Source organism: Terriglobus saanensis SP1PR4, from assembly GCF_000179915.2.
GTDB classification, from domain to species: domain Bacteria; phylum Acidobacteriota; class Terriglobia; order Terriglobales; family Acidobacteriaceae; genus Terriglobus; species Terriglobus saanensis.
In genome coordinates, this window is the sequence record NC_014963.1 from 2,713,501 (window position 1) to 2,729,371 (window position 15,871).

The following is a 15,871-nucleotide window of genomic DNA, read 5'->3' on the forward strand; positions in this document are numbered from 1 at the left end:
GAGGCATCCAAAAGATGGATCGCAGAACACTCCTCAAGTCCGGTCTGTATATGGCTGGCGCTCTGACTACCGGAGATGCCTTCGCGTCACAACGCATCCCTGTCATCGACACACACGTCCATCTCTTCGATCCTAACCGCCCTGGCGGGGTTCCGTGGCCCGAACCCTCCGACCTTGTCCTTTACAAACCTGCCCTGCCCGACCGCTACGAGCGGCTCGCTCACAACTTCGGTGTCGTCGGCGCTATCGCTATCGAGGCCAGCCCTCTGTCCAGCGATAACGACTGGCTGCTCACCATCGCGAAAAAGTATCCCCTGATCGTCGGCATCATCGGAGACCTCATCCCTGGCTCATCTGAGTTCGCAGGCGAGCTTGAGCGCCTGCATAAGGATCCCCTCTACCTCGGCCTTCGCTACGGCAATCTCTGGGGACGCAATCTCGTTGAAGATGTACATCGTGCCGGTTTTCTGGACGGATTGAAGCTCCTCTCACAGGCCCATCTCGTCTTCGAGAGCGCCAATCTCAACCCCGCCCTGATCCGCACGATCGCAACCATCGCCGAGCGCATCCCCGATCTCACCATCGTCCTCGATCACCTTCCCCACGCCGACCAACCCAAAGCTCCAGCCGAGATCATCGAATACAGGCACTCCCTCCGGACCTTGGGCGGCGCTCCCCGAGTCTTTATCAAACTCTCAGAGATTCCTCTCGAAAAAAACGGCAAGGTATCGACTGACGTCAGCTCCTATCGGGGAAACCTGGATGAGCTATGGAATATCTTCGGCGAGGATAAGACCCTCTTCGGCAGCGATTGGCCCAATAGCGACCATATACTGCCATATATCGAGACGGTCAGCATCTTGAAACAATACGCTGCAAACAAGAGCCGCACAGCCCAGGAAAAACTCTTCTGGAAGAACTCGATCCTTGCCTATAGATGGCACCCGCGCCTTCCAAACCAGCCGAGCTAGTTAAATAACTGGTGCTAGTCAGCCTTGCAGTCACGACAGGAAAAAGCTGCTGGTTGAATGATTCGCAATGGCCTTTCCATTTTTATGAAGTAAATCAAATCGCAAGCCACAAATGTCAAAAGGCTACGAATCGGAAGAATTAGCAACTCTTTACCGGTTGGTGATATTTGGTACAAGCAGAGCTATTACCATGGCGTAGGTATGAGGTGAGAGAACCCCATGAATTTGACTAATGTGAAGCAACAAGACGAGTACAGACCCACCGTTCGCAAGTCGTGGCTGGTTGGCATGGCGAGTCTGGCGTTTATTCTGCTCCAAAGCGCATGCACGGCGGTCATGGCAATCAGCGGCGTCCGTGTCCTGATCGGACTTAGCGCACTGGCAGCGGCTGCGGGATTAAACCGCCCTTCCAGCGGCTTCCATGCGGACAAGATTCGCATTCCTATGATGGTGATTGCAGTAGCAGGTTCCATCCTGAACCTCTACGTCATCTGGCGCATACGCTCGCTGCGCGCACGGCCCGCATCGCAGTGGAGAGTGGAACCGGTCACTCCGGCAAAACGCAGGGCAGAAAACTGGCAGATCGCTCTTGCAGTCGTCACACTTCTTCTAGTCGTGGTCGAGGAAGCGACTCATCTTATCGTTCATAATGCCTGACGCATTCTAAGCAGGCCTTAGTGGCGGATCTTTCGTAAACTCTTGCTCCAGGCGCGAGTGAAGACGCTCGCTGAAACCAAGAGGCAACTCGAACACGCGGTCGTCCGCCGTGAGCACGAGAATGTTGCGCGTAGAATCCAAGATCGCTGAACAGATCTCACAGTGCTCCAGGTGGCGTTGCACCGTGTCGCGCGTGGCAGCGTCCAGCGTTCTATCCAGATATTCAGAGATGTAATTCCATACATGTTTGCACTCTATGACCATTGGAACCACCTCCTCTTTGGATTCAGTCGCTTTAGTTGTGGCGCGAGACTCTTTTGCAACATTAGTCGCGCGCGATGCAATCGAACTTTGATCGCTCCGATGCTTACCTGCAGTATTTCGGCAGCTTCGACGATGCTCAACTCTTCCACATCGCGCAGCACAAAGACTTCACGATAAATTTCAGGAAGCGAAGTAACAGCCTCCTGGAGCAGTAGCTTGATCTCCTGTCGCTCAAGCGCTTCGGACGGAATTTCTCGCCAATCCCGCAGCAGCGCCGGAGATACATGCCCTGGCTCATCCGGGTCTTCGTTGAGCGACTCTATCCTCACGGCACTTTTCCGCCGCAACCGGCTTCGCGCCTCATTCAGCACGATGCTTACGAGCCATGTCCCGAATTTTGACTCGCCGCGAAAGCTGGCAAGGTTGTGGAAAGCCTTCAAAAAAGCTTCCTGCGCAGCATCCTCGGCGTCCGCCTCATTGCGCAGAAACGAGAATGCCATCGCATACACACTACGTTCGTAGGGCCGGATCAGTTCATGAAACAGTCGTGCATCGCCCGCGAGAATCGCTGCGATCATTTGCTGTTCATCGCGCTGTTCCATTTCAGACATCTCTACGCAACCTTGCCCTTGACGTACTTTTTCTCCAGGAGATAGTCGACTGAGAAGATCCCCGCCCCAAAAATCATCACCATCAATGAAGCGAAGAGAAACGTATAGGGATCAGCGACATAAAACTTGCCAGGATCGGAGAAGATCGAGGTCAACGCTTCATGATCCGCCGTCCAGTAGGCTACCAGCATATTGCCAGCTAGAAGTAGCCCGACGAATCGTGTAGCCAATCCAAGAACCAACAGAATCCCTCCCAAAAACTCCAGCCCAGATACAAAATGAGCACTCAAGGCGGGTAATGGAATATTCAAACTTGCGAAGAAATCAGTAATCTTCGCCAGACCATGCAGTTTGCCCCAGCCGTTTGTCATAAACTGCCAACCCCAGTAGAGCCGCACAGCCAACAGCATCGGCGATTGCAAGTGCGAGGTTGCCGCAGTAAAGCGCGTGTACCAGTTGATTAAATGTTTCATCGTTCCTCATTTCTCGCGGGACTGAAACGTCGCGCATTTCCTCGAGTGACACCTGAATTAGAGCCTTCGATCTCCTGAAGGTTACAACCTCAAATTCTTGTAACCCCTAGCCCCCAACACAGTCCTATTCTCAGCTCATCTGAGGGAGCCAATGATGTACAAACGAAAGAGAAATATGTTAGTTGGGTTGGCAGCAATTTTCACGGGAACGATTCTGCTCCTCTCTCCCTCATCAAAATCGGTCGCTTTTCAGACCGAGCGTGCCGCGAAACCCAAAGCCATACTTGTTGAACTTTTCACTTCCGAGGGTTGCTCCAGCTGCCCGCCTGCAGACGCTCTCCTGCGCGAGATCAATGGCAGCTCTACCCGCAATGGCCAGTTAATTGTCGGCATCAGTGAGCACGTCACCTACTGGAACCAGCTCGGCTGGGCCGATCCCTATTCAGCCCCCACCTACACCGACCGCCAGAATGCCTACGCCAATCGCTTTCACCTTGACAGCGTCTACACCCCCCAGATGGTTGTTAACGGCACCGACCAATTTGTTGGAAGTGACCATGCCAGCCTGCAGCGAGCCCTTCAGCATCAGCAGGACAAGCCCGAAACCGTCGCCATCCAGATTCTCTCCGCCAATATCGATGGCCGTGTGCTCGCGCTTCGCTTCTCCGCCAAGCCAGGCGACTCCCGCAAAGCCGTCGACCTCTTCGCCGTCATAGCCGACGATGCCGACCGAACCAGCGTCTACCGCGGCGAAAACACCGGTCGCATCCTTTCTCACGTCTTCGTAGCCCGCATCTTCATCCGTATCGCCAAACTAAAGCCGACACCCGGCCAAACCATTCAGCTTCCACTTCCAGGATCCTTCGTTGCGTCGCAACCACACCACCTCATTCTCTTTGCGCAGGCTACTGACAGCGGTGATGTTCTTGGAGTAGACACAAGGCCTTTTTAGCTGCAACCCTTGCCGCAGCCATCTGCCGAGAGGAAGTGCTGACGATGGAATGCAATCTCCGCCAAACTCTCTGCGTCCTCACGCTGTTTGTCGCATCTGCGTTCAGCGCCGGACCAAATACCCACTATGAGCCGCACATCGCGTTCACCCAAACCTTCGGCATCGATACCTCTACGCTGCAAGTTGATTTCGCTGACGGCCCACTTGACCTCCCCCGTACCGCCATCACTGAACGCATCCAATGGGCTGCTCACGCTGTGGCCCTTTACTACGGACATTTCCCTGTTCCCAGGGCCCGCATCCTTATCCTCCCCGTCGCCAACGGCGACCGCGTTTTGCAAGGCACGACCTGGGGCGCTCGAGATGGCTTCCCAGCCTTTCTCCGCCTTCGCATCGGGCAGTCCATCACGCGCGAAGGATTGACCACCGACTGGATCATTACCCATGAACTCGTCCACACCGCCCTGCCTTCGCTGCCGGACGATCAGCATTGGCTTGAAGAAGGCCTCGCCAGCTACGTCGAACCAATCGCCCGCGTTCAGGCAGGCGAGATGTCCCCGGAAAGTATCTGGGCCGACATGCTCCGAGGCATGATCCATGGCGAACCTGAGCAAGGCGATCGCGGCCTCAACAACACCCACACATGGGGACGCACCTACTGGGGTGGAGCGCTCTTCTGCCTCGTCGCCGACATCGAAATCCATCGTCAGACCCACAACCGTCTTGGTCTGCAAGACGCTCTCCGCGCCATCGTTCGTTCGGGCGGCACAATCGACAAAGAGTGGCCTACCGCCCGCGTTCTCAAGACAGGAGACACAGCGACCGGCACCCACGTCCTTGAGCAAATGTACGCTCGCTGGTCAAGCGCTCCAGTACCTGTCGACCTGCCAAAGCTCTGGCGACAACTCGGCGTACGTAGTGCGAACGGCATCATCAGCTTCGACTCCTCCGCTCCGGACGCCGCCATCCGTACGGCCATTACCCAGCCCAGGACCGCTACGCCATAGCTATATGGTGAATAGCGATAAACACCGGTTGGACAAATTTATTCCCCAGAAAATTAATTTAAATTCTTCTGTAACCTATTCCAATTTTGCCGCTCAAAGGTGCAGTATGGGAAACGCTTCGTCCAGTGAATCTAGATTCAGATGGCTTGTGCGTTCGTTTCACTGTACGGAGAATGAGCAATCAAACTTCAACCCTAACGGCCTGCGCGCCTGCGCGGCCCTAACCATAGAAAGGTTCATCCTCATGAACAATTCAACAAAGTCTTTCGCTTTGGCCGCGGCATTCGCAGGTCTTCTTGGTGGCACCGCGGTCCGCATGAATGCTCAGCCAACCAACAACGCCCCAACGACCGCCACCGCTGGCGTCATGATCGCTCAGGACAAACAGGATGTACCCAAACACTCCTGTAAGGGCAAGAACGATTGCAAGGGTCAGGGCGGTGGCGACAAGAAGCATGCCGGCAAGAACTCCTGCAAGGGTCAGGGTGCTTGCGCAACGGACGGATCCAAGCCAAAGGCCTCGTAATCTCGCGGTAGCATGGAGGCCTGGCACTTTCAGGCCTCCATGTCTATCTCTGCACAACGTAACCCTCGGAGCCAGCTATGCCAGCAAATCGTTTTAACGGATTCACAGACTACGGGGTAGGCATCGGTTTGCGCGTTCCGCACTACGAGCACATCTTCACAGAAAAACCGGTTGTCGATTGGTTTGAGATCATCTCCGAAAACTATATGGTGGACGGCGGCCGACCGCTCCATGTTCTCGACCAGATCCTCGATCAGTACCGGGTCGTCCAACACGGCGTCTCCATGTATTTTGGTTCCGCGCAGCCGCTTGATCGAGAACACCTCAAGCGTCTTAAGACACTCACCAAACGTACCAAGACCCCTTGGCTCTCCGACCATCTTTGCTGGGGCTCGGTCGACGGCACCTACACACATGACCTCCTGCCGCTTCCCTATACATTCGAGGCAGCACGCATCACCGCGCAGCGCATTCGCGAAGTCCAGGACTTCCTCGAGATCCCCATTGCAGTAGAAAACGTCAGTAGCTATGCAGAGTTCCACGAATCTGAAATGACGGAATGGGAGTTTCTCAACGAAGTCGTCCATGCAGCAGACTGCGGAATCCTCCTGGACGTCAACAACATCTACGTCTCCTCCCAGAACCATAACTTTGATCCCATGGTCTACGTCGACGCCGTTCCAGCCGACCGCGTTGCTCAGGTCCACATCGCAGGCCATTCCAAGTTTGAGAAGTATACCCTCGATACGCACGATCACCCAGTCCTTGATCCGGTCTGGAAGATGTACGCCCGCGCCATTGAACGCGTCGGCGTTACCGCCACTCTCCTGGAATGGGATGACAACATTCCGACCTTCGATGAGGTCCACAACGAAGCCCTCAAGGCCAACCGCTACCTTAATGCCACACCTACCAGCACCGCGTTGCCGAAAGCCATCACGCAAGAGGCCCGTGTATGACGCTCCTTGAACTCCAGCGCCAGATGGCGAACGACGTCCGCCGACCTCTCACGCCAGACTTTGAGATGCAGCAACAAACGGAAGACGGTCGCTCCATGGAAGACATCGCCTCCGGCTATATCAAGCCGAACGACCGTCTCACTTCCTTCGACCGCCTCGAAATCTATAACCGTCAGTATTGGTTCCGCGTCATCTCTGCCGTTTCCGAGGACTTCCCCGCTCTCGCCGCCGTCCTTGGCTCCAAACGTTTTGACGCCCTTGTTCTCGCCTATCTCAAAGAGAATCCCAGCACCTCGTTCACGCTCCGCAACCTCGGCGCACGACTTCCTGTATGGCTAAACGGTCATCCTGAATTCTCTCCTAAAGCAAAGCATGCCCTCATCCTCGACGTCGCCGGACTTGAATGGGCTTATGTCGAATCGTTCGACCGTGCCAGGATCAGATCCCTGACGCTCGAAGACCTGGCTGGCCTTGACGGCGACTCCAAACTTTCGCTGCAGCCGCACCTGCAACTCCTTGCTCTCAACTATCCCGTCGACGAACTCGTGCTCGCCGTGCGCAAGCAGACCCCTGAGTACGACATGATGAGCAACGCCGTATCGGAACTCACCGTCCATACCCGCCCTAAGCTTCCCAGCATGAGACGTGCTCGCGTCTTCCTTGCAGTGCATCGGTTTGATAATTCCGTTTACTACCGCCGCATCGACCATGAAGCCTACCTTCTCTTCGTCTCCTTGCAGCAGCGTCGTACCCTGGGTGAATCTCTCGAAGTTTCCTTTGCAGCAAGCAAACTGACTCCCCAACAGCAAGCCGCGAAGATCCAACAATACTTTGCCCACGCGGCAGAACTCGGCTGGTTTTGCGACCTCCCCGTAGACGTGATTGGCGTGCAATAGTTACGTCGGTTTCCGTCCTTGACAAGTGCAACGGAAAGATGGAGAGTGCAACTTACTGGTATCGAAAGATAAGGAAGAATCGAGATGAGCCGATTGCGCCGTGTGCTGGCCCTCTTCCTCGTGGTTTCGGCCTTCGCGCTCTCGCAAAGGCCAGGTGATTTTCACGTGGTTGGACCAGGTGGCGGCGGAGCCATGTTTCATCCTTTGATCAGTCCGCACGATCCTTCCACTGTAGTTGTGGCCTGCGACATGAGCGGCTCCTACATCACGCATGATGGTGGCGCATCCTGGCGGATGTTTAATCTGCGGGGCCCGGTACACTTCTTCCTCTTCGATCCGAAGCTTCCCAAGGTCATCTACGCTCAGAACAATGCACTGTGGCGTAGCCGGGATGACGGCGAGACATGGAAGCTCATCTCTCCCACCCCAAGGACTATCAAGGACATCTCGATGGCATCGGATCACGCCGATGAGAGCATCCTGCCGAGTGCTACTCCATCTGAACCTATCTCAGCGCTTGCAATCGACCCAACTGATTCCAACCACCTGTATGCTTCGGCAGGATCGACACGGCCCGCACTTTTTACCTCCAGAGATGCTGGCACTCACTGGACCTTTGCTGCTCCCCTGCCCGAAGCTGCCAGCAAAATCGGGATCGCTCCTGAGAGTGCAGATACTCTGTTGATCGTTGGACAACATTTTGTCGTAACAAGGCGAGGCAATTTTACCCAGCAGTTTCCCACGCCCTCATCGCTCCTCGACTCCTCTGCTGCACCCACCGGATCAGGTTCCTGGATCATCTATGCCGCAACCAAGAACGGTATCTTTATTTCGACGGACCGTGGCGCCTCATGGACATCCTCATCTCTTCCCGGCGTAGGCGCGAACGTCCGCGCAATTGCAACCAGCTTTCGACATCCGCAGACCGCATATGCCTCTTATAGCGGCCTGCATATGGACGGCGTTCTTTGGCACCGGGCCGCATGGCACGGAGTCGCCCGTACTCAGGATGCAGGGCACACGTGGGAGCTCCTATGGAAGGAGTCAACGACACAGGCAGCAAATGTTCAGGATGCGTGGATCACAGACCGATTTGGCACAGGATGGGGAGAAAACCCGCTCAACCTCACGGTTGCAGACCAGAATCCCGGTCTCGTTTATGCCACCGACTTCGGTCGCACGCTCATCTCCACGGATGCTGGCAAGCAGTGGCAAGCAGCTTATTCGCACCGTACGCCAGGCGGAGATTGGGCGAGCACCGGGCTCGATGTCACCACGGCCTACGGCATTCACTTCGACCCATTCGATCATCATCGACAATTCATTACCTACACCGATATATCTCTCTTTCGCAGTGAAACGGCAGGAAAGTCGTGGACAAGCTCCAGCGCCGGAATCCCCGAGAAGTGGATCAACACCGCATACTGGATGGTCTTCGATCCTCAGGTGAAAGGCCGGGCGTGGACCGTGAACAGCGGCACTCACGACCTCCCCCGCCCCAAGATGTGGCGACACACTTCCAGCGACACGTTTCAAGGCGGAGTGTGCCGCAGCGACGATGGAGGACGCACATGGACTCCCTCCGGCAAAGGTATGGCCGACACAGCGCCGACGGACATTGTGATCGATCCTTTCAGCCCTGCCAACGCTCGTACCTTATATGTGGCGGCGTTCGGACGAGGTGTCTACAAGAGCATCGATGATGGCCGAAGCTGGTCGCTGAAGAACTCAGGGATCCGGCAGCCTTCGCCGTTTGCATGGAGACTTACACTCGCCCCCGACCACTCGCTCTATCTCGTCGTTGCACGACGTTCGGAGGACGGCAGCATTGGGAATGGCGGCGATGGTGCGCTTTACCGTTCCACCGACGGCGCGGAGACCTGGCACTCTGTTTCGCTTCCAAAGGGAGTCAACGGACCGAATGGATTGGAGGCAGACCCATCCCATCCCGCGCGTCTGTTTCTGGCCGCCTGGGCGCGATCCGTGGGGGCACACGGTAAGGGCGGCGGCGTCTTCCGCTCTGAAGATTCCGGCCAGCATTGGACCAGCGCTCTGAGCCGCGACCAGCACATCTACTCCGTAACGATCGACCCACGTCTTCCCGGTACCGTCTACGCGGCGGGTTTCGAATCTTCGGCATGGGTCTCACGTGATGGGGGCACACACTGGAGCCGCATCTCCGGCTACAACTTCAAGTGGGGACACCGCGTCATTCTTGACCCCGACGACTCTCAGCAGGTCTACATCAGCACCTTTGGCGGAGGCGTTTGGCACGGTACGGTCACCACTACACCCGCAGTTCTTGACATTGCTACACCAGAGATGGAACCCCTTCGGTGAAGAATATCTGCGGAGTTTCACCGTGCCAAAATCCGTCTTCTCTCTCATCACCTACTTATTTCCCCGCCAGTTACCATGTTCTGCAAAGAAGAAGAGGTAATGCATGAAGTCCACTCTTTGTCTGGCGCTCTTAATAAGCGCAGTTGCTCTCGGCTCCGCCACCGCGCAAAAGAAGACAACGGTTGTGCGACCGAGAGAGATCTCGGATGTACTCTTCAATCCGGGCATGGGCATCACCACCTTCCAGCGCTTTAACGGCCAGGAGCCCAACCCACCCTTGAAATGGTCGGAGATGGGTCCAGTGACCAAATTGCCGCCCGCAAAGACGAAGCCCGATTTTCCAGACACCACCATCTCCTACTGCAGATGGTACTGGGACACGATCGAGCCCGAGCATGGGAAGTTTCGCTGGGACATCATCGATCTCGCACTTTCGGAGGCGCGAGCTCACGGACAACGTCTTGCTATCCGCTTGATGCCCTATGACGAGGACGGTCTTGCTCCGTTGCCAAAGTGGTACCGTGAGTCAGGGGCCAAGCGCGCGAACAAGACGGACGACAAAGATGGCAAGACCTGGCAGCCGGACTTCAACGATTCGCTTTACCTCAAGTACTGGGGTGAGTTGGTCGCGGAAGCAGGCAAACGTTACAACGGCAATCCGGCGTTGGATACTGTAGACATCTCTTCCGTCGGATACTGGGGAGAAGGTTGGAGTCCATACATGGCTTCCCTCTCAAGCCAGAAAGCACTGATCGATATCTGGATCGACGCATTCCCAGATACGTTATTGCTGATGAACTTCGATGAGCCGCAAGCGCTGGCCTACGGAACCCAAAAAGGTGCAGGCTGGAGGCTCGACTGCCTCGGCGACATGAGGCTTTCGTCTCAATCCCCCGACTTCCAGCCTGAGATGCTCGACGTCTATCCACAGCAGATCGTTCGCACGGGCATTCAGGAGGTCTGGCGTCATCGCCCGATCTCGCTGGAGACCTGTTGGACACCATCAGGTTGGAAGGCGGAAGGCTTCGATGTGTCTTATATCCTGGATCAGGCGCTTCGCTGGCACATCACCTCGCTGAACGTGAAGTCCTCACCCATCCCTTCGGCATGGAAGACCCAGTTCGATGCATTCCAAAAGAAGATGGGGTATCGATTCGTCCTTCGCCGTCTGGAATATCCCACCGCAGTCAATGCAGGATCAATGATGCCCGTGCACATGTGGTGGCTCAACGCAGGGGTCGCACCGATTTACCGTGATTACAAGCTCGCACTGCATCTGCAATCCAGCGCGGGGAACGCCATCCTTCAAGTCCCCGCTACACTGACGGAATGGCTTCCAGGTGATGCGGTCGTCGATCAATCGCTCTATATCCCTGAGGATCTCCCGCCCGGGACCTACAAAGTCCGCGTTGGCATTCTGGATCCACAATCCGGCAAACCCGCCATCCGGCTTGGAATAGAAGGAAGGCAGGAGGACGGATGGTATGACCTGGGTACCGTGGTGGTTATAGGCAACGCGAATTGATAAGTGAAAGAACCCAGCCTCAAAATGTAATGCGGCCTCGTAAACGAATCGAACGGCGACTGTCCACGCCTTCCTGCGTCACACTCTGATACTTCAGCCCAAAGTCGGGATTGGAGTTGTACTCCGTCGTCAGCGGCAAGATAGCTCCCGTCGCCGGGTCCAGATGAACGGTGAAAGTGCCAACGTTCGAGAAATCATCCCTGGTAGTGTTATCCGGAGAAAGCAAAGGATGGTTGAAGACGTTATCCGCGTCGGCACCGATCTGCAGCACAACCCTCTCGGTAAGGTGGAATGATTTATGAAGACCGAGGTTGACTCCCCACGTTCCGGGCCCGGTCAAAGAGTTACGAATCGCGTTGGTCGGATCGCTGAAGAGTGTAGACCCAGTGGGGGGTAGAGCAAAAGCGGCGGCGTTCCACTGGAGATTCCTTCCTGTAACAGCCTTTACGTCTCCTATGATCCTTGCGCGAAATCCACCGCTGAAGTCGCCCACCGCGTCGATGGCCCCGGATGCGATGTTTCCCGGAAACACCGGATCGCAGTCGTTGCAAAGGTAGAACGGCGTAAATCCCGTGCCCGTCTTCGCAAACATATTGAAGGAAGTCTGCCAACCGCCGATCAAAGCATCTGCAAATCGAGATATTTGACCACCATACCGCAGTCCACGACCAACCGGTAGATCGATGACACCATAAGCGACAACGCGGTGGTGGGAGACGTACGAATCCGTGCCGTAGTCGCTTCCCGGATCGAGTTGGTTATAGGCATCCCCACCCAGACTGTCATTATCCGTATCCAGACCTGTCGATTTCTGATCCAGATAAGTGTAGGCAATGCTGAGCGTGAGGCCCTTCGCCTGCCGCTGCACTTGTGCCTGAAAGGAAGTGGTAAGGCCGTGTCCGTTGTTTCCAAACTGTGTCACGAAATCGCCGAGGGCAGGAAAGCGAATACGTGCTAAATCCGCAGGCGAAGATGCGCAGTCGCCGAGATTCGCAGGATCACAGATCGTAACGCCGTCGCCGGTAGTCACGCCATACAGGTTATCGCTCGGAGCGATCATATTCAGATCACGGCCTGTCGTCTCGCCAGTGATGTAGGCACCGATATACGAGAAGCGGATCGACGACTGAAAGCGCAGCTGTTGTTCAAAGGTTGCATTCCATTGCTGCAGCCGAGGATTTTTGAGATCGACCGGAACGCAGTTTGCGGTGGGTGTGTTGCCAAAACCCGATGCGATACCGCCCGCATTCGGTGAGGTCGCGACTGTTTCGCCCGGCGTTGGCCACCCTTGGAGCGGCGGACTTCCTGCAACAGAACGCTTCGAGTACGTCTGGTTGAAAGTGTTGGTCGCCAGAGGATCACGAATGATGTGCGCTGTGGATGTGGGCGTGAAGAAACCATATCCACCACGCAGCACTGAACTGTTCGTCAGGCGAAACGCCGCGCCGATGCGCGGATTGAGATCCGTTCTGTCTGTCCGAATAAGGCTGCGGCCAACGCCAAGACCGGATTGATCCGCAAATACATAGCCGAAGTTAGTTACGGCGGGATCGATGTACTCCAATGTCTTCGTAGACGGCATGATGTAGGCACCATTCAAACCAGTTACTGGATTTTTCAGGTCCGGACTAAAGTTGACCATCAGATCATTCGTCTCGGTGAAGGGCGAAAACAGGTCGTATCGCAAACCGAGATTCACAGTTAAACGACTACTGATACGAAAATCGTCCTGTACAAAATATCCCGACTCCCAGTTATAGACATCCATAGCCGGTCGCCCTTTGGGGGTGAAGCTTGCGGAATCGGGTGGATTTCCAAGGAGAAGATCGCCCAGGCCGGTGGTCCCGCTGCCTGTGTAGCTGATGAGGCCGCGTGGGTTCCCCCTCCCCGAGGTAAAGCCGTCGAGGGCCGCGTTGCGGACGACATCGGCACCGAGACGGATCGTATGACGACCCAGAGACCAGGTGAGCGTATCGCCGAACGTGATGAGATTTTGACTCAGGGGACGATTAGTATTACGCCCGCCAGTTCCTACTCCGGCAAAGTTGCTCACGTTGATCGCTGCCTGCCCATTGGTATCCAGTTCGCCCGCGCCAACAACACTGCCATAGGAAGTGATGTCATCTGCGGAAAAACCGATGCTCTGCAGGTAGCCTCGCAAGGTCGTGTTGCTGTGGGTGAACAGGTACTGTCGATTGAAGCCACCACGCGCTTCATTCACGATGTGATCGTTGAAGACGTGGGTGTAAGACAGGGAAACCGTGTTATTCAGTCGATCCGTCTTGCTGAGACCGAGCCCTGTGATAGGTGCCGCTACTTCGACAAGAGCATCGTTCTCGGATCCTCCGTGGTAGACGCCGTAAAGGCGATTCTTATCCGAAAAATCATGATCGATGCGCAGATCGCCAAGATTTTGCCCTGAAGCACCGGGGACAGAAGTCTGGTAACCCACCACACGGCCAAGTGAATCCATCGGCGCTGAAAGGCCGACAGGAGGGTAATAGATGCTAAACAGCTTTTGGACGACTGGATTGAGAAGCCGGCTTGGAATGCGTATGAATTGCGTGCCCAAACCGCCCACAGTGTCCGTCGCAATCTCCGCCGCCGAAAGAGAAGTCCCGGCCGGCACATGAGGCTTTGAAGCGTTGGCTACCCCCGAAAAATCTCCCGCGATCAAGGCTGGATGAGGCAATGTATTGATTCGACCAGTGGAGGAAGGAATAACGGTCCAGTTATGCTCGTATGCTGCAAAGAAAAATGTCTTCTTCATACGCGGAATGGGACCACCTACGGAGCCACCCGCGTCGGTAATATTGAAATAAGGATTGGGATAATGCGCCTGAAAAGCGGACGGAGCGAACGATACTGCGGCAGATTTATCTGCGCTCGTCCAGGCGGCAAGTGCGGAGTTTTTGTTGTTGTAGAAAAGTGAACCATGTATGGCCGAGCCGCCACGCTTCGTAGTAATGCGAACGTTAGCGACGCCCGCGTATTCCGCACTGAAGCCGTTGGAGAGGACATTGAAGTCACCTACGGACTCAAGAGATGGCTTGCTCTGCGTCTGCTTACCGAAGACGCCGCCATTCGCACGTTGACCATCCACGGAGAAAGCCGCCCCATAGCTCTGGGCCCCGAGGAATTTGAAGTCACCGGAAACTCCGCTCTGAGTAACGTTCGGATTGATATACATGAACGAATAGATATCGCGCGAGTCGCGCGGCAACTCGATGATGGCAGTCGGCGTGAGGTTTTGACTCAGTGTCGAATCTTCAGTGTTGATGGTGGGGGCCTCCGAGGTTACCTGAACAGAGGCATCCGCTGCGGGACGCAGAGTTACGTCTGCATTGGCAGCATCCGATCCGGTCAACACTACATTTTCCACAACAGATGTGCCGAAACCAGGTGCCGCCGCGCTGACCCGATAGGTTCCGGAACGCAGTGCCGCCGCTCCAAAGTCTCCGTGGGCATCGCTTTTCAGCGAGCGTGTGATCTGGGTAGACAGATCCGTGACGTCCACGCGCGCATTCGCAATGCGCGCGCCACTCGAATCAGTGACGGTTCCACGGATCGTACCAAGATCGGTTCCCTGAGCACGTAGATGAGCGGAAGACAAGCCAGACCCGAGAATGAGAGCCGAGAGAAATGGAAAAAATCGACGTAGGATCATGAGACCCCTCACTGGCTGATTGGCGGAGAGGCGAAACCAAAACAGACCGAGAGACAAACGAACAAGGTCGGACCGCACCTGTCTTTCCTAACTAGCCGCGAACACAGCCATTCAGGCTCATATCGCCTCGTTAGACACGCGTAATTTCCTATACCTGCCTCGCAAATAGTATGCACCTCACTTATCTGAAAGATCGGAATCAATGTTCATGGGATGAACTTCCCGGCAGGGATCATGAGAGACAAGTTTCTTCGCTTGAACTTACTCGAAAGTATGTCTGCACAAATCTCCTCAGTACTTTTCTCACCAAGGCTGCACAATAACAGTAAGCCAACGATAAATACCTTCTAATAGGTAAGCTGGAGAGGTCGATGCTGGACACTAAGAATATTCGCTTTGCGAACTTAAACGCGGCGCGCACGATCTCGGCAACACGACGCGACTTCCTTCGAGGGGCCATCGGAGCCTTGTCGGCAATGTCGATAACGCGCGCAGCGATGAGTGCGCGTATAGGTACGGCTTTGCCGCCAGCGCAAAAGACAATTTTGGTAACCTTTGGGGGTGGAACGCGCGACGCAGAGACCTTTGCAGAGGAGGGCCAGGAGAACATTCCGAATCTCCTTCGCACATTGCTGCCGCAGGGTACATTCTTCACACGGGTTGTGAACGCCGGGATTCTTGGCCACTATGTGGCAACTGCGAGCGTTGTGACTGGGAGTTACGAGCGATTCGACAACTTTGTGGCGCCGCCGCCGCCGAACCCGACGCTGTTTGAGGCTTACCGCAAAGGGTTACGGCGACCGGTGACGGATGCTTGGGTAATTGCGCCAAGCAATGGATTTCAGAGGATAGGAAGCAGTAGTCACGCGGCATTCGGACCAGGATTCGAGAGTTCGACCACATATCGAACAACGACAAATCGCCCCCGGCCTTCGATCGAAGACAGATCAGCTTCACTTCAACATGGTTTGGGAGTAGCGTCCTTTTGCCATTAAGAACCTCCACAGCTGCTCCTTCTTAACG

General features: G+C 55.4%; 13 protein-coding genes. 9 read left to right on the plus strand and 4 right to left on the minus strand.

Annotated features, from left to right (window positions below):
- Positions 1-14 precede the first annotated feature (14 nt).
- Both ACIPR4_RS11145 and ACIPR4_RS11150 read left to right on the plus strand, forming a co-directional pair.
- The gene (locus ACIPR4_RS11145) at positions 15-971 is read left to right on the plus strand and encodes an amidohydrolase family protein (RefSeq protein ID WP_013568772.1); all 957 of its coding nucleotides are present in this window, start codon (positions 15-17) and stop codon (positions 969-971) included.
- A gap of 219 nt (positions 972-1,190) precedes the next feature.
- Entirely contained in the window at positions 1,191-1,628 is a 438-nt protein-coding gene (locus ACIPR4_RS11150; protein ID WP_013568773.1) for a hypothetical protein, read from the plus strand.
- Between the two features lie 6 nt (positions 1,629-1,634).
- On the opposite strand, the gene ACIPR4_RS11155 is transcribed toward ACIPR4_RS11150, so the two are convergent.
- The 3 genes from ACIPR4_RS11155 to ACIPR4_RS11165 are packed head-to-tail and all read right to left on the minus strand — an operon-like array spanning position 1,635 to position 2,976.
- Positions 1,635-1,892 carry an anti-sigma factor family protein gene (locus tag ACIPR4_RS11155; RefSeq protein WP_013568774.1) on the minus strand — a complete coding sequence of 86 codons (258 nt, stop codon included), beginning with the start codon at positions 1,890-1,892 and terminating at the stop codon, positions 1,635-1,637.
- Positions 1,883-2,494, minus strand: a complete 612-nt coding sequence (locus ACIPR4_RS11160; protein ID WP_245536309.1) for a sigma-70 family RNA polymerase sigma factor — start codon at positions 2,492-2,494, stop codon at positions 1,883-1,885. The genes ACIPR4_RS11155 and ACIPR4_RS11160 overlap by 10 nt, the downstream gene beginning before the upstream one ends.
- A gap of 11 nt (positions 2,495-2,505) precedes the next feature.
- Complete coding sequence (locus tag ACIPR4_RS11165; protein ID WP_013568776.1) at positions 2,506-2,976, minus strand: DoxX family protein; 471 nt, start codon at positions 2,974-2,976, stop codon at positions 2,506-2,508.
- A gap of 175 nt (positions 2,977-3,151) precedes the next feature.
- Between ACIPR4_RS11165 and ACIPR4_RS11170 the strand changes: the two genes are divergently transcribed.
- From ACIPR4_RS11170 to ACIPR4_RS11200, 7 genes are all read left to right on the plus strand, one after another.
- Positions 3,152-3,928, plus strand: a complete 777-nt coding sequence (locus ACIPR4_RS11170) for a DUF1223 domain-containing protein (protein WP_144312398.1) — start codon at positions 3,152-3,154, stop codon at positions 3,926-3,928.
- Between the two features lie 44 nt (positions 3,929-3,972).
- On the plus strand, positions 3,973-4,935 hold the full coding sequence (locus ACIPR4_RS11175; RefSeq protein WP_013568778.1) for a hypothetical protein: 963 nt from the start codon (positions 3,973-3,975) through the stop codon (positions 4,933-4,935).
- Positions 4,936-5,179: 244 nt separating this feature from the next.
- Positions 5,180-5,461 (plus strand): hypothetical protein, encoded by a 282-nt coding sequence (locus ACIPR4_RS11180; protein ID WP_041586049.1) that lies wholly within the window; start codon positions 5,180-5,182, stop codon positions 5,459-5,461.
- A 77-nt stretch (positions 5,462-5,538) separates the two neighbouring features.
- Positions 5,539-6,420, plus strand: a complete 882-nt coding sequence (gene bufB, locus ACIPR4_RS11185; protein WP_013568780.1) for an MNIO family bufferin maturase — start codon at positions 5,539-5,541, stop codon at positions 6,418-6,420.
- On the plus strand, positions 6,417-7,316 hold the full coding sequence (locus ACIPR4_RS11190) for an HvfC/BufC N-terminal domain-containing protein (protein WP_013568781.1): 900 nt from the start codon (positions 6,417-6,419) through the stop codon (positions 7,314-7,316). Before bufB ends, ACIPR4_RS11190 begins: the two co-directional genes overlap by 4 nt.
- A gap of 84 nt (positions 7,317-7,400) precedes the next feature.
- Positions 7,401-9,656, plus strand: a complete 2,256-nt coding sequence (locus ACIPR4_RS11195) for a WD40/YVTN/BNR-like repeat-containing protein (RefSeq protein WP_013568782.1) — start codon at positions 7,401-7,403, stop codon at positions 9,654-9,656.
- Positions 9,657-9,759: 103 nt separating this feature from the next.
- Entirely contained in the window at positions 9,760-11,181 is a 1,422-nt protein-coding gene (locus ACIPR4_RS11200) for a DUF4832 domain-containing protein (RefSeq protein WP_013568783.1), read from the plus strand.
- A gap of 19 nt (positions 11,182-11,200) precedes the next feature.
- Here ACIPR4_RS11200 and ACIPR4_RS11205 read toward each other — a convergent pair whose 3' ends face one another.
- On the minus strand, positions 11,201-14,848 hold the full coding sequence (locus tag ACIPR4_RS11205) for a TonB-dependent receptor (protein WP_013568784.1): 3,648 nt from the start codon (positions 14,846-14,848) through the stop codon (positions 11,201-11,203).
- Positions 14,849-15,871: the final 1,023 nt, after the last annotated feature.